The organism is Lysinibacillus sp. EB106-09-02-XG168 (genome assembly GCF_058791475.1).
The window spans coordinates 2,663,913-2,685,988 of sequence record NZ_JBYTDN010000003.1 but is presented as its reverse complement, the minus strand read 5'-3'; the positions used below and the strand labels follow the sequence as shown (position 1 = coordinate 2,685,988).

The following is a 22,076-nucleotide window of genomic DNA, read 5'->3' as shown; positions in this document are numbered from 1 at the left end:
AGTGGTTTTGTTGCTTCACGTTGAAAATATTAGTAAAAGCTACACAGGGCAGCAAGTACTACACCATATAAATATAAACGTTGGACATGGAGAAATGGTTGGGCTTGTTGGTGAAAGTGGCAGTGGAAAAAGTACGTTGGCTAAAATCATCATGCAGCTTGAGCAGGCAGAGCAAGCCCGAATTCGCTTTCTTGGAACCTATATTACAAAGAAAAATCGTCTATCTTTATATGAAAACTGCCAAATCATCATTCAAAACGCGACTGCCGCTTTCAATCCAGTTTGGACGGTCAGAGAAATTTTAACGGAGCCATTACAGCAACAAAAGTCAGATTGTTATTGGCAAACAATGCTCGAAAAGGTCAAGCTATCAACGAATATATTAGATTCCTTTCCACATGAACTAAGTGGTGGTGAAAGGCAAAGGGTAAATTTATTAAGAGCCATTCTAATTCAGCCCAAATTGTTAATATGTGATGAAATCGTTTCAAGCTTAGACCGTTTGATTCAACGTGAGATTATTGATTTATTAATTTCATTGAATAAAGAGCACAGCATGGCTATTTTATTTATCTCACATGATTTAAAGGCTGTTTCATATTTATGTCAACGCATTTATGTGATGAAATCTGGCGAGATTGTTGATGAGTGTTGTAAAGGGAGAGATGGCTTTACATTCACGGATAGCTATGCGCAAAAACTGTTTCAGGCAATGAAAAATTGAATTTTTACAATCGATAAAAGAAAGTCTGTGAAGGGGATGGAATAGCATCTACTTTTCAGACTTTCTTTATATGTATCCTACGCCTAAATTATATTTTAACTCAATTGATTAGTGGTTTGAAAATTTAGATATTTAGAGGGAGGGTGCTAGGACAATAACCTTGGCAAACAGGAAGATTGACTATTTCTTTTTTCTCTCAGCCTATCTATATTTCCTATACATATGAAAGATTTGTGCAGTGAATAAAATGGGATTTCGCGTCTGAAGGTAGCCATTTTGTAGATAATTCCATCATACTGAAAAATATCAGCATTAGTATTTAATGTTAAAACTTCTTCGGCATCAATATTATCAATTGATATTGTTGTAGGTTCACCCTTGAATATTGCATCCAGTAATCATAAATAAAACTAATGCAATCAAACCATTGAATAACCTTTTTACTTTCAATCCACTCACCTTTTTATCAAAAGTTACATTGTGATTTTTTATTTCCAAAAATTTAATATTGCTAAAAAGCAAGCGTTTGTTCTAATATGTATACAAACAAGTGTTCTTGCGTATGATAAGTAAAAGGGAAAATCATTGTACCAATAATAAATAACTGTAGTAGGAGATATTTCGCTTCAAATTGGACATAAAAGGTTTAAAAGTCCGGATGCGATTCAAGTTATGGAAGTTGATCCTTTACCAGTAAGTACATCGGTAGAATTTGAAAGTCTAGATATAGTGATTAGCCAATTTAAAAAAATGCGAGATGTAAGGAGGAAACTACGATGAGAGAGCAACTGATTAAAGCTATGCAACGCAATCAATTAGTGAACATTATGTACGTAGCAAAAGATGGATCCATAACAAAAAGGCGTGTAAAAGTCATTAAAGTTGTTGGTGATTCATTTCAAGCATTTTGTTTTACAAGATATGCAAAACGTACTTTTTTGATCAGTAACGTTCTAGCCGTTATTCCTTTTGTTAGTAGGGGACGTGAAGTTGTATGAATTATGAGAGTATGCCCAATAGACCTATTATGTGTATCGATATGAAATGCTTTTACGCGAGTATCGTAGCGATGTTACATGGGCTAGATGTTTTAAAAAATCCAGTTGCAGTAGTAGCAAATTTTGACCAGCCAGGTAGCGTAGTGCTTGCTGCATCTCCCTTAATAAAAGAAAAATTTAGTATCAAAACTGGTAGTCGCCGTTATGAAATACCTAAACATCCTGACATTAGATTGTTTGAGCCTAAAATGAGTTTCTTTATTCAAATGTCGATGACTATTACAAAATTAATTTCTAATTACGTCCCGGTTGATGCTATACATGTGTATAGTGTAGACGAAAGTTTTGTTGATTTAACCGGCACGGAAAAGCTTTGGGGTTCACCAGAAGAAACGGCTAAGGAAATACAAAAGGCTATTCTTGACCAATTTAATATACCTAGTGCAGTAGGTATGGGACCAAATATGTTAATAGCCAAATTAGCTTTAGACCTTGAAGCAAAGAAAACAGGCTTTGTTAAATGGACTTATGAGGATGTCCCAAAGAAATTATGGCCTGTACGACCTCTATCGGAAATGTGGGGCATAGGAAAACGAATGGAAGCAAATCTAAATGCTATGGGAATACAAACAGTTGGTGGTTTGGCTAATACAGATCTAAAAGAATTAGAAAAGCGCTTTGGTGTAATGGGCAATCAACTCTATTACCATGCATGGGGAATAGATCTATCCAAATTAGGGGAGCCGTTAATAACAAACGGAGCTTTAAGTTTTGGGAAGGGACAAATGCTGATGAGGGATTACCATACACGAAAAGAAATCTCTGTAGTGCTCCTTGAAATGTGTGAGGATGTAATGAAGCGAACGCGGGATGCAGGTTATGTGGGCCGTACAATTAGTATTGGTCTTTCTTATAGTCGAAACGCCATGACCAAAGGGTTCCATCGGTCTAAAACAATTGCAGTGCCGACAAGTGAAACTCTTGTGATGTATAAAACTTGTCTTGAATTACTGGATGAACACTTTGCAGGGGAGCCAGCTCGTCAATTATCTGTCCGAATAACGAACCTCGAAAGAGAGCATAGTATCCAATTAGATTTATTTGACGAACGCAAACCACAGCGTCAAATTATAGGACCTACTATGGATGCCATACGCAATCGGTTTGGAGCAACATCAATATTAAGAGCAGTTTCTTTCACAAAAGCTGGTACAGCTATTAATCGAGATCGCTTAGTTGGTGGTCATTTGGCATAGGAGTGATTTATTAATGATACAAGACAGAGGTAATATTAAATGGGCATCGATGATGTTGCCGGAGCATTTGGAGCTTCTTAGAGAGTACAAACAAGAGTGCGCGGAACAGCCAAGAGAATTGACTGAATGGGAGCTGGAAGAACTACAGAAAACAATTGATCAAGCTTTTAATCAGCAATTGGACATAAAATTAGAAGTATGGAAGGACTACAAAATCACACAATGGACTGGAATAATTAAATCGATGAATACTAATGAACTCATACTTGAAACACTACTTAAAACGAAAAGTATTCTAATCCAAAGTATTCAATCAGCCCAACTGGATGCTGATTATTATGATTAAAGCCGATGAAAGACAGTTACTTCATAAGTATCTTTTGTTAGAGCTAGCAGTTAAATCATTGCAGGTTGACTATTGTAAATTAGAGCAGTTTAAAATGAAAATGGTATTTCTTCCAATGATGGATTCATTGCTAAAGGATCTAAGACAAGAATATTTTAGCCTAAAACGAGAACTTGCACAGCAACGTATACGAGTAGTAGGTTGGCAGCCAGTAGATGAATACTTTAGTGACGTGCAAGTTGCTACTGCAGGTAATGATGTAGTACTCCGTTATGCTAATCAAGCTCTTAAATCACAGGTGGAAAAGTTGTTGGCTAATCATATACGTGTAGCTTTAGAATAAAGATTTTTTCCTTCAACCCTTATTTATCAGCAAACGCAAAAACACTCCATTTCGAAAAAAATTAACTATGATAGTTTGTTTGGAAGGAATTTGTAACTTTTTAATAGAAGATCAGATAAATAAATTTTTACACATAAGGAGATAAGACTATGGCAGAAAACAAATTACTAAGAATGGACAATGTCGGCATCGTTGTAGAATCCCTTGATGATGCAATCTCTTTTTTCGAAGAGATTGGCTTGAACCTTGAAGGGCGAGTTACTGTCGAAGGTGAATGGGCTGGTCGCGTAACCGGATTGGGTTCTCAGTGTGTAGAGATTGCTATGATGGTTACTCCAGATGGCCACAGTCGACTTGAACTTTCGCGATTTCTCAGCCCACCTACTATATCAGATCACCGGACTGCTCCTGTAAACGCCCTCGGTTATCTACGCGTCATGTTCGCCGTTGAAGACATTGACGAAATGGTATCCAGACTCACAAAGTATGGTGCTCAACTCGTTGGCGAAGTGGTTCAGTACGAGGACTCGTATCGGCTCTGCTACATTCGTGGAATCGAAGGACTTCTAATTGGTTTGGCGGAACAACTCGGAAACAAATAAGTAAGTGGCGTTTTATAAAAAGCCTTCACTGAAATATTTGAAGAAAATTCTTATTAAATAAAGGGCGCATTTGTTGGTTTATACGACTTTATTGTCACATCTACGAGTACTTATTCGGCACTTGTACCAAAAATTAAACGACTTTATTTTTACACCGTCCGCAAATGTGGACGGTGTTATGCGTTTTTTAGCTTCAAAATTAAACAACAGTATTGTCATTACTTTCATATACTTATTCCCCTCCAATCACTCCTCTTACCGCTCTCCTAATTTTCTATAAGCAACTACACCACTGGCTGTACCTCGAACTGCTGGCTTGATAAGATTAATTGAAAAATCTATGAATTATTGTAGGTCATTTCTCATTCGAGTTCTCCTTTTTTGTTAAATTACTAGGAATATAGATTTAATTTATATTTGATAAAATGATACAAATTATCAATATTTTAAAATGTTAGAATATTTAGATATTCGTATTAGTTTATTTGTGATAAATTGGAAATGTCACACTAGACTGAAAAGTGTGACAATTAAAAACAAAGGGGGAAATGAGATTTGAAAAAGTTTAAGTTTACGAAGTTCTTAAGTAGTATTCTAGCTTTCGTTATGGTGCTTTATCTATTGGTTCCATTGTCGAGTGCTAGTGCTGAAGAATTGAAACCATTCAAGCAGGATGGTCAAAGTGAAAGCATAATTCAACTAAAAGGGGCTATTGCTGAACAACTAAGCTTGTCTAAAGATGGTCCAACTCTTCACGAAAGCTTACAAAATGTATCAGGCAATCAAAAAGTTGCAGTCATCATTCATTTATCTGAAAAGCCTGTGGCACTTGAGCAAGGAATGAGCGAAGTCAAAGGCGAAGAATTCTCTAAAGCCCAAGCAAATGAAGTTCGCTCAAATGTAAAAGAACAACAAGCAGAAGTTAAAGAAGAGTTAGCTGCTAAAAATGTTCAGATGACTGAAGGATACACATTTGATACTGTTTTAAACGGTTTTGCGGCAACTGTGAAAGCAAATGATCTCCCGAAACTGCTTACAGTAGAAGGAATTACATTAATCGAACCTGATGCAATTGTTTCCGCATCAGAAGATAATACGATGAAATCATCGGAACTTATTAAGGAAGATCAATTAGAAGCTCAAATGAATACAAGTAATTCATTCCTTGGCATCGAACAGCTTTGGAAAGAAGGACTTGAAGGACAAGGAATAAAAGTAGCGGTATTAGATACTGGTATTGATGTAGATCACCCTGAATTTGCTGGAGTTTATAAAGGTGGAAAAAACTTCATTCCGAACTCAGCAACTTACACGAAACCTCGGACAGATGACGATGCATCGGAAACATTGCCTTCGGAGCGTCCAACTGGGACACCTGAATTTAATGAAAAGGGAAGCGCGTTCTATACTTCTCACGGTACACATGTTGCTGGAACAATTGCAGCAATCGGAGCTAACGAATTCGGTATTAAAGGCATTGCTCCAAAAGTAGACCTTTATGCTTACCGTGTTCTTGGGGCATATGGAAGTGGAGCTACATCTGGTATTGTTAAAGCAATTGAAACTGCTGTAAAAGAAAAAATGGACGTTATTAACCTTTCACTTGGCGGGGGAGCTAACTCTGAAACGGATGCTGGTTCATTTGCTATTAATAATGCTATGATGGCTGGAACAATCGGAGTAGTTGCAACAGGAAACGAAGGTCCGAATCGCGGAACAATAGGCACGCCTGCAACTGCTCGTTTAGGAATTGCTGTTGGTAACACAACAAATCCTGAAACAATGTATAACGGGGAAGTGAATGTTACAGTTGGCAACTACAACTTAACAAAACAGCTTCCAGTAATGGGAACGACTTTTGGAAAAAATTTAGCAACACAGCTTCAAGGAGAATTTGATCTAGTTGCTGTTCCTGGAAACGGGGAAGTAAAAGACTTTGAAGGAATTGATGTAAAAGGTAAAGTGGCATTGATTTCTCGTGGTAGTATTGCATTCGTTGATAAAATTGCGAATGCAAAGGCAAAAGGAGCAGTCGCAACAATTATTCATAACTTTGCAGGTGGAACGAATGCCCCGAACATTTCAGGCACATACCTTGGTGATTCATTTGAGTTCCTGCCAACATTTGATATGTCCCAAACAGATGGCGCTGCAATTCGCGCTGCATTAGCAGGCGGAACCGGAAAAGTAAGCTTTAGTAAATTTGCTTCCACAAAGACACTGGGAGATGATGTCAACGATTCAAGTTCACGTGGACCATCTACACCAAACTTTGATATTAAACCGGATGTAAGTGCACCTGGAACAAACATTATGTCAACGATTCCAATGTATAAAAAAGATTTCCCTGATGCAGATTATGGGGAAGCATATGATCGTAAAACAGGAACTTCTATGGCAACACCGCATATTGCAGGTATTGCTGCATTAGTTAAACAAGCAAATCCTGATTGGAACGCGTTCGATGTAAAAGTGGCGCTTTCTAATACAGCAAAGGTTATAGATAAAACAAAATACGATGTATTTTCTCAAGGTGCAGGGCGTGTAGATCCTTATGCAGCAGCTCATCCGGAAATTCTTGCCTATGCACTTGATAGCGCAATTTTAGATGGAACTGGTGCAGTTACAGAAAACTTGAAAGGTACAGTTACTTTCGGTCCGCAATCACTTAAAGACCGAGATATTTCTGTAACGAAACAAGTTTTAGTAAAAGATATTAAAGGGAACGGCGGCAATTATAACGTATCAATTGATGTGACAAAAACATTTGGTGATGCAACTGTTACAGTAGATCAGCCGACATTTAATCTAGCTGGTGAGCAAATTTTAAATATTACATTAACTGCTTCACAAGCTACGGCACCAAACGGCTCTGAAATCCTAGGGTATATTTACATCAACGGTGAAGATACAGAAATTTCATTGCCATTCGCAGCTGACTTTGGCAGCGCGGCAGCAACTGAAATTAAAGATTTTAAGATTACAGAAACAGACCTATCCTTTAACGGAGATGGAGTGAAAGACTCAGCTGTACTTTCATTCACATTAACTGGAGAAGTAACAACTAACTATATCGAGCTTTGGGATATTATGAATCCTGAAGGTGGAGAATACGGAGACGGCTACATTGGTTATCTACATGCAGGTACTGCGCTAGGAAAAGGCTCTTATACGCTGAATATTGGTGGGCAGTACAAACCATGGGGAACAGCACCTGCCACAAAGATTCCAGATGGACTGTACACAATTGACTTCACCGGTCTTGCAGCATCAGGAGTAGTTTCCGATTATGTTGGACCAATTATCGTGAAAACGACTAAACCAGAAATTACTGGTTCAGTAGCTAATGGTGTCGCTACAGGACAAATAACAGATAAGTATATCGACTACAATGAAGAGTTATATTTATACGGTTTAGATTACAATTTAAATGATAAATTAAATGCTTCCTATGTTTCGACGGTAAATGGCGAAGTACAAGCTCCAGTTGCTTTTGAATTAAATCAAGACGGTAGCTTCACATTCCCAGTAACAGCAGAAACAAATGCTGTATCAGTAATAATTAAAGATGCTGCTGGGAATGTTGGTGAAGCGAAGATATATGAAAAAGAAGTAGTAGAACCAGTAGTAGCACTTTCTGTAAATCCAACTAAGCTAGACCTAACAGCTGGAGAAACTGCACAAATTAAGGTAACAGAAACGACAACACCTGTAGAAGGTGCTGCAACAGAGGAAGACGTAACTTCAAAAGCTACTTATGTTGTTGGAGATGAAAACGTTGCAAAAATAGTAAATGGATTAGTAACTGCAGTAGGCGAGGGCACAACTACAATTACTATTTCATACGGTGATAATGAAGTTACTTTAAATATTACAGTTAAAGCACCTGTTGTAGAAACACCAATAGTAACACTAGAAATTGATCAAGCTCAGGTTGAAACTAGAATAGGTAAAGAAGTTCCAGTTAAGATTACTGAAGTAACTACTTTTGATGGTAAAACAACAGAAAAAGATGTTACAAATCTTGCAACCTACGAAGTAGCAGATGATAAAATAGCTACTGTAAAAGAAGGGGCTGTAAAAGGGAAAGGTCAAGGTAATACAACGATTACGGTAACGTATGGTGAGAACACACTAACATTTGATGTGTTGGTTGTAAAGCCAGGGAATGGGAATGGTAACGGAAATGGCAACGGGAACGGCAATGGAAACGGAAATGGAAACGGAAATGGAAACGGAAATGGAAACGGAAATGGAAACGGAAATGGTAATGGTAATAAAAATAATAATGAAGTTACCGAGGGTTAGTTATAATTAATTTCAGTTCAAGCAAAAAGAGAAATTGCACAGCGCAATTTCTCTTTTTGGAATTGCTTGATTAGTTCGTCTTAGGTAAAACGAAATCAGTCCTGTTTTTTTGATTAACAAAGTTAATAAGCAACTCTTCACCTGTAAGCTCCGTTTAAGTATATAAATGGTTAAAAACATTAAAAATTTGCAAAAAATATAGGGTTTAATAATGTAACAATATTACGATCATGTATATTTCCACTTACTTTAACTTGTATTGACTCCGCTTTATTTAAATTAATTTCGACAGGTATAACAGAATCAGATGGTGATAATGAGAATGTTTTTACAATACTACCATCTATAATAAATTCAAATTTGAAGGTACTATCATTAGCCCAAAGGCGTTCTTCTCCTGGTGGAGCATAAGAAAGAATTGTTTTAAATAATTTGGAGTCAACAACACCTCGATAAGAAATACCACCTTTCGGTTCAATTCTCAAAGTAATTGAACGTTCTGCATTTTCTTCATTATTTTGTGGTGCATCAAAATTAATAAATAAATACTTTTGATATTTTCCATTCCCAAGATTGTCCGTTTCATATTCGTTGCCTAAATTGACTTTTTTATAATTAATTGTTGGACTAATCATATTATTAGTAGATTCTACTTCTATAAAACTAATATCTGTTTTCTCTTTATCTAAATAATCTGATTGCCCTCCGTTTAATAATAGTGTAATTGCATATGCAATTAAACCAAATACACGAAGAATTAATATAAATCGATGAAAAACGAAATAAACAAATAACATTTTTGATTTGTGATTTAAGATCTTTGAAATTTTCGTTACGATGAAATAGGCGATTATCAAAATTCCAATGTGAATCCAATACTGTCCATCCCAAGCAATTAATAAATCAAAAGTTGAAGGGAACAGTATTATTTTTACTAATACGTGATCATACAAATCCAAAAAAATATAATTTACCTTTGGAAAATATCTAATTATAGACATTAAAATAAATCCAATAATTGAAAGGATGATATACAAAAATAAACAACCACATCCGCCTGTTGCACAACCATTATTTTCGTTATTATTTCTACTATCTGCCATCCCAAATAGATAGCCTGTCCAAAAACTATTGGAATTCCACATATGTATCTTTCCACCTTTATAAATTAATAATTAAAGAGAAAAATAAAATTTTTCTCAAATCAAATGGCCTATAATTTATGTTTAAGGAATCACCCTATCATTGTATTTTCGCTTTTCGGCCACACGGACCTCGGAAATAAAAAACAGGTAGTATAGTAAGATACTATTGTTTATAAGTCCTCTTGCTGATTTATTAGGCAAACCACATACCTATAGCAAATTATATACTACAAATATAACAAATTATGCTTAATATTGGGAGTGTAAGATGTATTCTGTTATAAAAAGGGTAATATTTCACTTGATTTTGAAACAAGGATAACTGGATGGCCTTGAAATAAAGGTCGATAATTTTAAAAAGTATGACCGTCAATTACGGAGGCATAGTATACATACTATAATCTTGAGAGGTTAAAGTGATTTTCGAAATGACTACTCAAGTATGAATATCTAATATCGAAGACAGGCATTTGTGGTATGAAACACTGTTAAAGAAGAAACCGGATTTCATACCACAAGATGGTTGTGTAGAATGGGAATTTATACCTGATTGTTGGTTGCAAGTAGCAGGGGGTAATCACTTAAAATTGATTGAAATTTACTCAGGATCAGAATTTTAGTTAAATGAGGAATATTTATAATCGAAATGCGCGAGAAATCAATTTTAGAAACATTGATTTCTCGCGCTTCTTAAGGTTTTGACCAATTTTGTCCAACCCTTATTAATCACTTAATTTCCAAGAAGTTATTAAATTAGCTGCTATGACTTGTGTAGTTTTTCTATGAGAGTTGGGAAATATTAAAAAAGTTTCGACAGAATTCATCGTTGAAGCGGAACGTTCTTCGAAATTACTTGATGACCTTGCAATGAGTAGGTTGATATTTCCTTGAACGCTGATATCATTAAATTTATACATAACTATTAATATATTAGAAAATATTGGGGGTCTTTGATATGTTAGCAAAGATAAAAGGAGTTAAGCTTCTAACGGAATACAAGAATCCAAATTATAAAGTAAAATTAGAATGTGAAGATGGAAGTGTACTACTCATTAGATTTGATTATACGTATGCAACGAAGAGCTATATGCCTTTAGAGGTTTATCATAATGGTGTTTCTAAAGGAGCTAAGTTGGCATGGTATACAAGTGAGGTTGAGAAGATGACAGTAAGTGAGTTTTTAGACAAAATTGCTACTAAAATAAACAAGAAATATAATTTCGAATTGAAGAAGTAAATAATTTTATAATTAGAGGGGTTTAAGGATGAATATTTTTAAAGTATTATCTTCTAATGATGGTTCTATCAATGAGCCTAATGTAACTTCGTTTCTTGCTTATTTGTTAGACCCTAATGAAAATCATGGCTTAGGATCAAGGTTTGTTGAGAGTTTTTTAACACCAATTGTATTAGCAAATAAAGAGCAGTATAACGAGCTTATATACAATAATCGGATTCGAGATTTATCTCGAAATTCGAAGTATGAAGTAAGAGTTCAAGCTGAAGTAAAGGTCATATGTTCAGAGAGTGAAATTGCTAAAAAAACAAGGGATATAGATATTGTAATTGAACTTTTTGACCAAACATTTTCTGATAGTCTTCCAAAATTTTCGTTTTGTGTGGAAAATAAAATTAACGATGGAGCTATTCAAAAAGGAGATAATCAGCTTTTTGAGGAAATCATTGGATTAGTTAATTTTTATAAAGTTTCATCATTAGAGAAAGAACAACCTTTAGTTTCCTTTATATTCTTAACACATACTGGAAGTAAGAGAGCTTTAAATGAATTTAATGAATTATTATCTACTATAGAAGTAGAAAGGTTATCAGTACCTTGTTATCATCTGACTTGGGGTGGAGAAGAATTAGATGACTTGGAGAATACTATAGTTGATTTGCTCAGTAAAATTCTTAAAGAAGAAGCCATAGGAAAGATTGAACCGATTTTTGATTACACGAAGCATACAATTAAGTCATTTATCTCTTTCATTTACTCAGGCTTTAAATCATATAAAGAGGAAAAAAATCTTTTATTCGAGAAATCCGACTATGGAAAACCAGTCATTCAATACATAAAAGACTTTTATGAAAGCTCACAGTTTGAAAAAGACATAAATCATGAGGATTTAAAAAAATGGGTAAGTGATATAGTGAAAGTGGCATCAGGAAAAACATTAAAAAATGCAAACTTTGACCGTTCGTACATTGTAAACGATCGAAATAGAAAGCACTACGGTGTGAATAGCGCACATAAAGAATATAAAAATTTATTTTATTATCCAGATGAAAACAATAAAAAAGTAATTAGAAAGTTAGACCTTTCTAACCCTCCTAAAAATGTGATGATTTATTGGAAAGACGGCAACAATCTGGATGGTATGGGATGTGCTTTGCTCACGGAGATATTTGTTGAGGGAGTTTAATGAAAAAGAGATTAATTAATCATTATTAGTTAATATGAAAATGAAACCTGTATATCAATTAATTTGCAAATTAGGACTTTGATGAAAATGGTCTTAAAGTACAGAAGAAAAGCTATTTAGTGTTAGATGAATTAGAATAGCGTGATACTAAAAAGATAGAAAATCCCGATTATCGGTATCATTAGGTGTTTTTTAGTTAAGTTAAGTTAAGAAATTTTTAAAGGCCTACAAACGTTGATATACCAACGTTTGTAGTTTTTTCTATTTTAATGGACATGATAGAAAACGATAACATTGAATTTATATTACACAAACTTTATACAAGAAAGAACTATGATAACACTGCAATCATTAGCTAAAAGCAATGTAGTTTTTATACAAAAATGTTCTTAAAGCTTTTATAAGGACCTTAATCCAGGACGTGTATTTGTAAATGATACGAATATACCAAATTAGGACTAATTTGGTTAGGCAATAATGAAAGTATGGTAAATTGGTAAGGGTTAAAGCGTGGCATTGTAAGCTGTTGTGTGGTTGGAGAGAATTAACCTACTTAAAGCATAACTATAATTAAAAATTTATATATTTGTGTTTTTTTATTGAGTACTAAAAAATACCTTTAAAATTTTACGTCAATAATCGACATATTGATTGTACTCATTGCAAAACTTTGTAAATTAATAGTGCATGTTGTTACTGTCTTGTGAATATAATAGACCAAATGCCACATGCAATTTAAGCTTTTAATTGATTTATAAAGGAATTAGGATGAAACGAAGGAGTGTAAAATTGTCGATTTCAAATCCTCAATACGCATTTTTAGAGGTTGATTTTCATAATCCTAATTTAACTCAAGCAGAACTTAAGGTTGAGAATATTTCGGAAGGGGTACGAAAAAATAATGAACTCGTAGGAAATGCAAAAATATCCTTGAAAATAATACCACCTAATGTATATATAAAATTAAACTGGATGATAGGATGGCTCTTATGGATACCAGTAGATATTTATTGTGCCGCGGCTTTGGTAGTAGATAAATTCATATCATAAAAAGGTGAAACCACCATTCAATGGAAAGGAATTATCAAGCAGAATAAAATCTCATACTTAGTGAGAAAGATTAACTCCATTTTGATCAATCTCTTTTCCCAAAATGGAGTTTTTGCATTTGCTGATAAATAAATTAATCTTTATTCTAAAGCACAGCACAAGCTGCGAATAGATCCAATGATTGATTGTATAGTTTCACAATTTAAAAAACATTCGTAACAGGCATAACATTGGGGACCAAAGGAACATATTGATTTTTTTCAAAAAAGCGTATAAGAAATAATAATTAATCTATACTATTAAAGATTTTCACTTCAACCAATATGACTGGGAGGGTTAACCCGATGAGTACGATTGATCATTTACTCTGAATAACCATCAACTGAAAGCTAAAGCACGGTTGTCTTAGGTTATTCTTAAGATCGAATGCGAAAAGCGAGACAGTATGTGTCATGGAGGAAAAAAGTAAGTGGTAATTAGCCCGGAATTATTTCCGGGTTTTTTGTATTTTAAGAAATCGAAAGAGATGGATCAAGGTCGATGTTTACATAATAAAAAGCCCCAATACACATCTTTTTCTAAGGTGAATATTGGGGGTTAAATTAATTAACGTTTATTTTCATTTTGAATACTACTGAAATCGACTTCCTCAGCGAACTCTTCTCTGTTTTCATTTTTACGTTCTCTGTTAGCATTTTGATTTTGATTCTGCTGTTTTTTGTTGTCTTGAGTTTTATTATTTTTATGTTTATTACTTCCCATGATTATTTCACCTCCACCATTAGTGTGAGAGAAAGATGATTTTTTATCCGCAAAACTTACAATTAATTAATGAAATATATGTGATGAAAAAACAAAAGGTATGGATATAGTAACATTTTCAATTCCGCAACAAGTTTGCTGTGCTCGATTACATGAGGATATGATGGGAAGACGTGAGAACTGTCAAGTGACGAGTTAAAAGTGGTTCAGAAAGATAAGACAGAATGAAGAGGAGATGATTAAATCGAGCGGCTCCATTTAAACTTCTTACGGAGTGAAAGCAAGAGAGTTACTATTAGAACTTGCCAAATAAAGGGGTAAACCAATAAAATTATTATGTAAACTATGTCAGAGGTTTGAAATGAAGTGGAATAATTCGATCAGAACATCCAAAAGAATATGTAATCCTTTACACATTTCAGTGAACTTTCTTCTTTAAATAGTCGATTGTCAAAACAGTCTATCCGCAATAACAATCATATGTAGGCTCAGATTCCATTTATCCTGATGCACAACAGTAAGGGGAGAACAGAAAAAATCACTCATTGTCATGACGAGTGATTTTTGAAAATTCGTTTCTAAATTATTAAATGTTTAAGTTCATAACAATTTGCTCGCCAATACGTCCCATTCTTCTTTCCCCATTATCGACAAAGCCAACTTTTAAATACAAATTTTGAGCCGGAATATTTTTATGATTAACGACTAAAACAACTTCATTACAATCTTTAAATTTTCTTTTAATAAATTCAGGCAGTGCTAGCATCCCTTTTTTGGCATACCCATTTCCTTGTTGTTTATGGTCAATAGATAATGCAGTAAGCAGCATAGCTTTTGGATTATTAGAGTACTCTTTTACTCTTTCTGTTGCGTGCAGGACAAAAAATCCTACAGGTACATGCTCACTCAAAATAACAATCGGATACTGACCAACCATTTCTATAGAAATCTCTTTTGGAAGGGCAGTAAATTGACTTTGTTCGTCCGGAAGGTCAAAGTCATTCAAACTATCTACATACTCTTCAGAGAAATGTACTAATTCGATGGTGTTCGTTTTTTGCATAAAATTCCCCCCTTTCTATCATTTTAATATTAGAACAAACGTTCGTCAACAGGCTTGATTTATAAATGGCGAATAATCATCTTTAATTTGATGATTAAATATAGTTAATCAACACTAAAAGAATTAAAAAATTAGGGGGACTGAAAATGGTTTTACTTAGGTATGACGTAGAGGAAAACGAGCTAACAATGTTAAAAGAAGTTTATCAATCGGTAGGGTGGATGAAACATGACGAAGCATGATAAGAAAAGTTTTCAATGCAAGTACACATAAAGTTTTCGCAGTAAAAGATCATCAAATTATCGGATTTGCGAGAGCTCTTTCAGACGGTTTAACTTCTTTCAGCAAAAATCCCTCATTTCTAGAGGTGGTAGATGAAAGAGGTTTGAAGTTGTTTTTCAGAAGATGTCCAAACATCAGCTGAAAGAAGTTAAAGCCTCCGGCGGATGTCATAGAATCGGCAAGGAGTTCTTTGTGCAAGCATAAAGCCGATTCTAGAGGCATAATTGATTTGCTGCTGCTATTTATGATGTTGTCGTACATAGAAATTTTCAAGGAAGAGGGATTGCTAGAACTCTTATAGATGAGAGCATTCAGCAATTAGGGATGTATCTTGTATTCAGTTAATTGCAACAACAGGAAATGAACCTTTTTATGAAAAGGTTGGCTTTAAAAAGTTGAAAACTGGTATGGCTATATACAAAAATCCTCAACTAGCCGAGGAGTATTTGGACAGTAATAATCCTTGAGGAGGAGAATGATTTTAGTAAGTCTTTATTCATTACAAAAAAAGCTGTAGCGTACGGCATCGCTACAGCTTAATATTGTCTTGCTTAGGTTAGTCAGTAAATGAATTATATCATACAATACGGAAAACTAAAAATAACAACAGCTATTTATTACATATGAATTATTTAATGAATTTGTCCTTGAATCTCTAGTAGCGTCACCTTTTATGATGAATTTAGTTACTCAATTCAAAAGGTAACAATCAATACGCTATTGGAGGAACGGCACAATGAAAAAAGAAAGTTTATTAAATAGAGGATTGGCAAGTTTAATGCATCTGTTCTCACTATTATTAACCTTTATTTTACCAATATTGGTATACTTAGTATCGAGGAATAAGAATAAATACTTTGCTGACCATGCAAAAGAAGGGATGAACCTTCACTTTACTTTCTTCCCGATTTTTTTGTTATTAACTTTTATTTCTAAAAAATGGAGCGCGGTTTCAATGATTTCTTTTGCACTTATTATTCTTGAAACAATACTAATTTTAGTTGCTGCAATTTATACTTTAAATGGAAAAAAGTTTTCTTATCCCGTTATACGTTACTTTAAAGTCAATCATTAAGGAGAGAATAATTTGTGGGGAAAGGTATATTTACGATAGGTGAGCTTGTGCAAAAGTCTGGTGTTAGTATTAGAACACTACGCTATTATGACAGTATAGATCTACTGAAACCAAGTGATTACACAGAGGGTGGACATAGACTATATTCGACAGAGGACCTATCTACTTTACAAAACATTAAGTCATTACAGTTTCTAGGTTTGCCGCTAAAGGAAATTAAAGATATGTTGCAAAAAAAGAAGATTAAAGGTGAAAATATCTTAAAATCTTTAAACGATCAAAAACAGTTGTTTGAAGTTAAAAAACTTGAAATCATAAATATATTATCCGATTTAAACCACCTTATTGAAACAGTGAAAGACGATGAAATTATCAATATCGAGATATTTTGTGCTATGCTACAAAAATTAATGTTTGCTGAAAACACCGAAACATGGTTTAAAGAACACTTTTCAAAAGATATAACTGATGAATTATTTAGTATAAATAAATCTGAGGAACTCGATTTAGATAGAAAATGGACTAAAGTTTTATCAGAAATTAAACATTTAACGATTACAGACGCTATACCTTCTTCAAAAGAAGCTCAAGAAACGGTTAGAACACTTCTACAACTTATGAATGAAACCTTGAAAGGGAATTTAGATTTAGTTGAGAAAAAGCTACCATTTACAGAAACATTCAAATTTCCAAATCCTTTTACAGAACAGGAGCAACTATTTTTAAAAGAAGCAATAAGTATAAATCAAAATAATTGTCAGGAAACAGTGAAGAATTAAAGTATAATCAAGCATGAAAACGCAGATTGAAAAAATGGATAGCATGGGAATTGCACCCCACTTGTGACTAACAATGGGGGTGCAGACCATTACTAGTTATCTGCTTTACTCTTTCTTTAGTTATCTAATAAACAATTAGCTCTCAAACTTTCATCACACCCTTCTACAATCACATTTAACATCATATCCTCTCTTACATACATATACCCAAGTACTCAGTGACATACATAAGAATACGATTCAAAACATATAAATAAAGGTGGTTTAAAAAACTCTAAAAGCATTTACGAAAAATTAAGAAAATATTCAGTTTTTACTAAGAAAAAATATAGTATCATAATATATACTTATAAAAAAAGGAAATTAATGAAACCGATTGAATATTTAAAACGTATTGGTAGTAGGAAAGAATATTGAAGTAGGTGAGGACATGGCACACACCATTTACATAGTATTAACAAAAACAGGTACATTATTATCAAAAGCTATAGGTATGTATACTGGAAAAGAGATGAATCATGCGTCCATTGCTTTTGATGAGGAGCTCTTTGAAATGTATAGCTTTGGACGTCGACAATTAAACAATCCTTTAAGTGGGGGATTTTTACGAGAAGATGCAGTCAGAGGGCTATTTGAAACAGCTGATTGTGTCATTTATCGTTGTAAAATATCCCATGATCAATACTTAGAGATGATGAAGATCGTACATTATATGTATTGGAATCGCGATCGTTATAAATATAATTTTATTGGGCTCTTTGGCGTTATGATGCAAAGGGAGGTTCGAAGAGAGCGCGCCTATTTTTGTTCACAATTTGTGGCGATGCTTTTAAAGGTTGGAGGGCTGAATGTTTATCAAAACCCAGCATTAATGACACCCCATTGCATCTCACAATTACCTTATTTAGAAAAAGTATATGCAGGGAAGCTTGCAGACTATTTACAAAGTGTGCGTTCACCAGCAATGTTATACGGTTAAGGACAATCCTCGAATCATTTTAATTATTTTTTACCTTCCTATTGATAACGCCTCGGCATATTTAGATATCGTCGAGGCTTCATTTGATGGCCACTCTAGGCCAAGGTCGATACATATTGTCATTGGATATGATTCTTAAGTCCTGATAATTTACTCGACATTCTTCGTCAATAAATGAACATAAAACTATTCTGTTATAAATTTAAAGGTCTTCAAGTTGGGTATTATTCTCTTTGGAGTGTATTATATACTTTAAAGTAGAAGCTGAAGCGAATATATTAGTAACGAAAGTGAAACGTCAGTTATAGAAGTCTTCCATCTCAATAGTTGGGAGATGAATAGAGTTTAAGTTACTTTTCAGCGGGTGTCCAAACATCCACTAAAAGGAAGTTGAAAAATACATAAGGGGGCGTTATGGATGAGTGAAGAATTAAATGCATCTGGCTGGGATGAGATTGATGAGGAATTATTAAAAATTTATGGGGAGCAAGAGCCGAAACATTATGGAACTGTTATTCCCTATTTATTAGGGGGCGAAGATCCGCTTGAAGGAATCAGTGCCTATAAGAGTGAGACGCCAGTTCCACACTGGCATTTTGTCACTTATGGATTTTCCGAGTTATATGAAAAAGAATCAGAAAATGCTGAATACAGCGGATATGGGTTTGAGTTAACATTTCGTCTTGCCCGAAAGGAAGATGAGGAGGAGCCACCTGCGTGGGCATTAAATTTGCTACAAAACATGGGAAGATATGTGTTTAACAGTGGCAATGTTTTCAGATCAGGTGATTACTTGGATGCTAATGGACCAATCTGCGAAGGCGCGGACACGCTTTTAACGGCACTTGCCTTTACGATAGATCCCGAGTTGCCTGCTATTGATACACCAAATGGACAAGTGGAGTTTATTCAAATGGTCGGTATTACAGGTGATGAGCTTGAGGCGATGCAAACGTGGAATACAATGGGCGTGCTAAATGCAGGTCTTGAGTATATCCCGAGCTATGTTACTGATTTATCTCGGGCCTCTCTTTTACAGAGTCCATCCGTTGCAGAAGCGGTAGCAAAAGGAATGGAGAAAGGGGGCTCTAGTACCGGCTTTTTATTCGTAGACCAACTAGCTTGGGAGCAGGGTAAAAAGGGATTATTCAGCAAACAACCTAATAAGTTAACGCTGGGGGCAAAGCAAGCAGGAATAATCGGTAAGCTATTACGCGGAAGGATTTTAAAAGGGAAAAGCCTGACTTTAGTTAGTCAAGAAATCCGTGTTGTATTTGAACCGGGTGAAAAATGTGGGTATAACGTGGAGGAAACGGATGTTACCATTTCTTTAAATGACAAGACAGTTAAAGAACTCAATCAAAGTTTGATGCCGCAAGAACAAGAGTTTGAAGTATCCTCTATACCGGGGCTTTCCATCCAAATTGCAAAAACATATATTAAAGATCAACAAGGAAACGTTGTGGAAACAATCGGATGATAAAATATAGTCTCCCACTAGAACGAACTGAAATTCAAATGATGTGCTTTGGATTCGGAGTGGGAGATTTTTGTTTATGTTTCTAGCTTCTCTCCTAGTTATTAAAGACGCAATGGATAAGAAATTTGTAGGGATTGTTATTATTTAAAATATGAAAGGGGCTTAATATGGGAGCATGGGGATATAAACCATTAGAAAGTGATGAAGGCTTGGATGTAGTCGATTTTTTAGAGGAATATATACAAAATAATGTAGAATCAAATCATATAGAGCTGTCGGAGATTATTCATGCGATGAAACAAGAGGGTTTTTTTGGAGAGAGCTTCGATGAAATTGATTTCCTTTTCGATATAAGTGCGATGGCGCTTGCAGAGCTTTATGTAATGTATCTTGATACAAAGAAATTATATGATGCAGAAGACGAATTTGAAAAAATACACTCAATAAATGCGGATGAGGAATCATTAAAGTTTATATTAAGATATTTAACTGATATTAGAGCTGAAGTTCCAGATGTTGATGGTATTAGGGAAATCGTTGAATTATGGCGTGAATCAGATTGCTGGATTGAATGGAAATCTAATTTAGAGTTTCTATTTAGTAGAGTTGAAAAAGAAATGATCCATTCTTTAAAGTGATATTAGAATGGGCATTTCATTTTTATGTAAAGAGCTTATTTCTCTTTTGAAATCTGGTATTTATCAAGAGAGGACAAGCTTTTTACTTTTACTACAAGGGAATAGAGCTACGCAATAGCTTATTTAACTCGTCTTCAGAAATGATTTTATTTCCCCCGTATACGATGTCATAATGAAATCCCCATTCTCCAAACGCAATAAGATGGTGACGCTCATTTTTCTTTTTGATGAGAGCCCATGTTCCTAAATCGCTTTCCGTACTTGCACTTATCAATATCCATTCGTTGTAATGTAACACATATATATCCCTAAACATCAGAAAAGAATCCAAATGACCAGAACCGTTTGAATCAAACCAAATATCGCAAGTTTCTTTTAAGAGAACAACATCCAGAATTCTGATTTCAATCCACGCACATTCATCATTTTTAGACAAAATCTGCTCAAAGCTGCAATGTACAAATGCTGAGGAATTGATTTCACTAGGATGCTCTTCCCATCCATTAAAGTAGGAGAGGGCAGGCATAAATAACATCCAAAAGCTTTCACCTACTGTCATCTGAAAGGGATAACAGACCATTACGATTCTTCTACTTCCTTTAAGAGGAGGATTGCTTGATCGTGCCCATATTTTTTCATCAAGAGAAGGTAAATTACTGGCTTGAAAATCGGACCACTCAATGCCCGCCTCAAATCCTACGACTTCGAAATCATTTTTGATTAATTTTAGTTTATCAGGTATTTTATTACATGCGGAACATGGAAAAGCTATACCGTTATCATTCATTATAAATCACCATTTCTTTTTGTTTTATTAATTGTAAAAGGAGGATTAAATTTGCATTATGAATTTTGGATTATGACATCGATTTCAGAACTAGTTCATTATCCCGACGAATGGAAAGATGAATATATACCTCATCCGAACTTTAAAACGATTATGGATGCGATTGGTATTCGCGCACCAATTGAGGAAATTTACGAACGTTATCTTAACCAGGCTGTACATACCGGTCATGTACTAGTGTTTTCCGATAAAAATGAGCCTGGAACATGCATTGTTTTTGACACCTATCGAGACGCATTGGACCAGCTCGATATGATTAGATTCGGATGGAGAATCCGTGGGAAAGAAACTATTGAATCAGTAAAACAATTATCACGGCAATTTTATGATGATTGCGTAGATGCTACCGTATTCTACAAGGAAGGTCAATCAGTTCTTTACGAGGTACTGAAAGAAGAAAACTATCCACGTAAAATTTATGATAAAAAGGAATTTAAACAGCAAATCAAAAGGTACATGGTTTGAGATAACTGTCCTATTATCTCAAACTATACCATATATGTATGATTATTATCCTTGATCTACGGGAACGGGGCATATGTTTTCGGTAAGTAAACCAAATACCCAAAGCAGGTCAGTTAACGTGTTCGACGACTGGAACTAAGGATAAACCATAGCACTTTATGAAGATTGCTATGAATTTTCTTTAACTCCGGTTAAAGCGTACTGCATTGTTCAACCTTAAAGTTCAACCTTTTTCTGCTATAATTAATGACAGTTGAGATAAGGGTGACAAAGATGCAATTTACTATTAGAAAACTTGAAAGTAAAGAAGGACTCATTTGTTTATTAGCAGTAGAAAATAGAATATCATAGGATTTAAACTAGGATACATACATCCGGATGGAGTTTTTTATAGCTGGTTAGGTGGTGTCCATGGTCACGGAATTGCCAGTCAATTAATGAAGCGACAGCATGAACATCTACTGGCACTTGGTTTTAACTTCTTTCAGCAGAAGTCTCCTACCTCTATAGG

General features: G+C 34.7%; 21 protein-coding genes. 17 read left to right on the top strand and 4 right to left on the bottom strand.

Annotated elements, in window-relative coordinates; genetic code table 11:
* Nucleotide 1: 1 nt before the first annotated feature.
* From AC3WSO_RS14075 to AC3WSO_RS14045, 7 genes are all read left to right on the top strand, one after another.
* Nucleotides 2-724 (top strand): ABC transporter ATP-binding protein, encoded by a 723-nt coding sequence (locus AC3WSO_RS14075; RefSeq protein WP_492531605.1) that lies wholly within the window; start codon nucleotides 2-4, stop codon nucleotides 722-724.
* Nucleotides 725-1,500: 776 nt separating this feature from the next.
* Nucleotides 1,501-1,722 (top strand): transcriptional regulator, encoded by a 222-nt coding sequence (locus tag AC3WSO_RS14070; RefSeq protein ID WP_492531603.1) that lies wholly within the window; start codon nucleotides 1,501-1,503, stop codon nucleotides 1,720-1,722.
* Entirely contained in the window at nucleotides 1,719-2,978 is a 1,260-nt protein-coding gene (locus AC3WSO_RS14065; protein WP_492531602.1) for a Y-family DNA polymerase, read from the top strand. Before AC3WSO_RS14070 ends, AC3WSO_RS14065 begins: the two co-directional genes overlap by 4 nt.
* A 13-nt stretch (nucleotides 2,979-2,991) precedes the next feature.
* Nucleotides 2,992-3,324, top strand: coding sequence for a YolD-like family protein (locus AC3WSO_RS14060; protein WP_492531601.1), 333 nt, complete (start codon nucleotides 2,992-2,994; stop codon nucleotides 3,322-3,324).
* Entirely contained in the window at nucleotides 3,317-3,667 is a 351-nt protein-coding gene (locus AC3WSO_RS14055) for a YhjD family protein (RefSeq protein ID WP_492531599.1), read from the top strand. Before AC3WSO_RS14060 ends, AC3WSO_RS14055 begins: the two co-directional genes overlap by 8 nt.
* 149 nt (nucleotides 3,668-3,816) lie before the next feature.
* The gene (locus AC3WSO_RS14050; RefSeq protein ID WP_492531598.1) at nucleotides 3,817-4,269 is read left to right on the top strand and encodes a VOC family protein; all 453 of its coding nucleotides are present in this window, start codon (nucleotides 3,817-3,819) and stop codon (nucleotides 4,267-4,269) included.
* 555 nt (nucleotides 4,270-4,824) lie between these two features.
* Nucleotides 4,825-8,577: a S8 family serine peptidase gene (locus AC3WSO_RS14045; protein WP_492531596.1), complete on the top strand. Its 3,753-nt coding sequence runs from the start codon at nucleotides 4,825-4,827 to the stop codon at nucleotides 8,575-8,577.
* A gap of 179 nt (nucleotides 8,578-8,756) precedes the next feature.
* On the opposite strand, the gene AC3WSO_RS14040 is transcribed toward AC3WSO_RS14045, so the two are convergent.
* Nucleotides 8,757-9,722, bottom strand: coding sequence for a hypothetical protein (locus tag AC3WSO_RS14040; RefSeq protein WP_492531594.1), 966 nt, complete (start codon nucleotides 9,720-9,722; stop codon nucleotides 8,757-8,759).
* Between the two features lie 955 nt (nucleotides 9,723-10,677).
* Here AC3WSO_RS14040 and AC3WSO_RS14035 point away from each other — a divergent pair.
* The 3 genes from AC3WSO_RS14035 to AC3WSO_RS14025 all read left to right on the top strand — a co-directional run bounded on the left by AC3WSO_RS14035 (nucleotide 10,678) and on the right by AC3WSO_RS14025 (nucleotide 13,195).
* Nucleotides 10,678-10,959 (top strand): hypothetical protein, encoded by a 282-nt coding sequence (locus AC3WSO_RS14035; RefSeq protein ID WP_492531593.1) that lies wholly within the window; start codon nucleotides 10,678-10,680, stop codon nucleotides 10,957-10,959.
* Between the two features lie 28 nt (nucleotides 10,960-10,987).
* On the top strand, nucleotides 10,988-12,145 hold the full coding sequence (locus AC3WSO_RS14030; RefSeq protein ID WP_492531592.1) for a PD-(D/E)XK nuclease family protein: 1,158 nt from the start codon (nucleotides 10,988-10,990) through the stop codon (nucleotides 12,143-12,145).
* A gap of 789 nt (nucleotides 12,146-12,934) precedes the next feature.
* Entirely contained in the window at nucleotides 12,935-13,195 is a 261-nt protein-coding gene (locus AC3WSO_RS14025; RefSeq protein ID WP_492531590.1) for a hypothetical protein, read from the top strand.
* 606 nt (nucleotides 13,196-13,801) lie between these two features.
* On the opposite strand, the gene AC3WSO_RS14020 is transcribed toward AC3WSO_RS14025, so the two are convergent.
* Together AC3WSO_RS14020 and AC3WSO_RS14015 are read right to left on the bottom strand one after the other, a co-directional pair.
* Nucleotides 13,802-13,957, bottom strand: coding sequence for a hypothetical protein (locus tag AC3WSO_RS14020; RefSeq protein WP_476426911.1), 156 nt, complete (start codon nucleotides 13,955-13,957; stop codon nucleotides 13,802-13,804).
* A 586-nt stretch (nucleotides 13,958-14,543) separates the two neighbouring features.
* Nucleotides 14,544-15,020, bottom strand: coding sequence for a GNAT family N-acetyltransferase (locus AC3WSO_RS14015; protein ID WP_492531589.1), 477 nt, complete (start codon nucleotides 15,018-15,020; stop codon nucleotides 14,544-14,546).
* A 522-nt stretch (nucleotides 15,021-15,542) separates the two neighbouring features.
* Between AC3WSO_RS14015 and AC3WSO_RS14010 the strand changes: the two genes are divergently transcribed.
* The 6 genes from AC3WSO_RS14010 (at nucleotide 15,543) to AC3WSO_RS13985 (ending at nucleotide 20,253) form a co-directional block, all read left to right on the top strand.
* Nucleotides 15,543-15,647 (top strand): GNAT family N-acetyltransferase, encoded by a 105-nt coding sequence (locus AC3WSO_RS14010; protein ID WP_492534363.1) that lies wholly within the window; start codon nucleotides 15,543-15,545, stop codon nucleotides 15,645-15,647.
* A 391-nt stretch (nucleotides 15,648-16,038) separates the two neighbouring features.
* Nucleotides 16,039-16,377, top strand: a complete 339-nt coding sequence (locus AC3WSO_RS14005; protein WP_492531588.1) for a DUF4870 domain-containing protein — start codon at nucleotides 16,039-16,041, stop codon at nucleotides 16,375-16,377.
* A gap of 14 nt (nucleotides 16,378-16,391) precedes the next feature.
* Nucleotides 16,392-17,156, top strand: coding sequence for a MerR family transcriptional regulator (locus tag AC3WSO_RS14000; RefSeq protein WP_492531586.1), 765 nt, complete (start codon nucleotides 16,392-16,394; stop codon nucleotides 17,154-17,156).
* 430 nt (nucleotides 17,157-17,586) lie between these two features.
* A complete protein-coding gene (locus AC3WSO_RS13995) occupies nucleotides 17,587-18,135 on the top strand; it encodes a hypothetical protein (protein WP_492531584.1) in 549 nt (182 codons plus the stop codon).
* A gap of 418 nt (nucleotides 18,136-18,553) precedes the next feature.
* Nucleotides 18,554-19,615, top strand: coding sequence for a suppressor of fused domain protein (locus AC3WSO_RS13990; protein ID WP_492531582.1), 1,062 nt, complete (start codon nucleotides 18,554-18,556; stop codon nucleotides 19,613-19,615).
* 167 nt (nucleotides 19,616-19,782) lie between these two features.
* Nucleotides 19,783-20,253, top strand: a complete 471-nt coding sequence (locus AC3WSO_RS13985) for a DUF4259 domain-containing protein (RefSeq protein ID WP_492531580.1) — start codon at nucleotides 19,783-19,785, stop codon at nucleotides 20,251-20,253.
* Between the two features lie 91 nt (nucleotides 20,254-20,344).
* On the opposite strand, the gene AC3WSO_RS13980 is transcribed toward AC3WSO_RS13985, so the two are convergent.
* The gene (locus tag AC3WSO_RS13980; RefSeq protein WP_492531578.1) at nucleotides 20,345-21,040 is read right to left on the bottom strand and encodes a hypothetical protein; all 696 of its coding nucleotides are present in this window, start codon (nucleotides 21,038-21,040) and stop codon (nucleotides 20,345-20,347) included.
* Nucleotides 21,041-21,091: 51 nt separating this feature from the next.
* On the opposite strand from AC3WSO_RS13980, the gene AC3WSO_RS13975 reads away from it, so the two are divergent.
* Nucleotides 21,092-21,565: a hypothetical protein gene (locus AC3WSO_RS13975; RefSeq protein ID WP_492531576.1), complete on the top strand. Its 474-nt coding sequence runs from the start codon at nucleotides 21,092-21,094 to the stop codon at nucleotides 21,563-21,565.
* The last annotated feature ends 511 nt before the right edge of the window (nucleotides 21,566-22,076 follow it).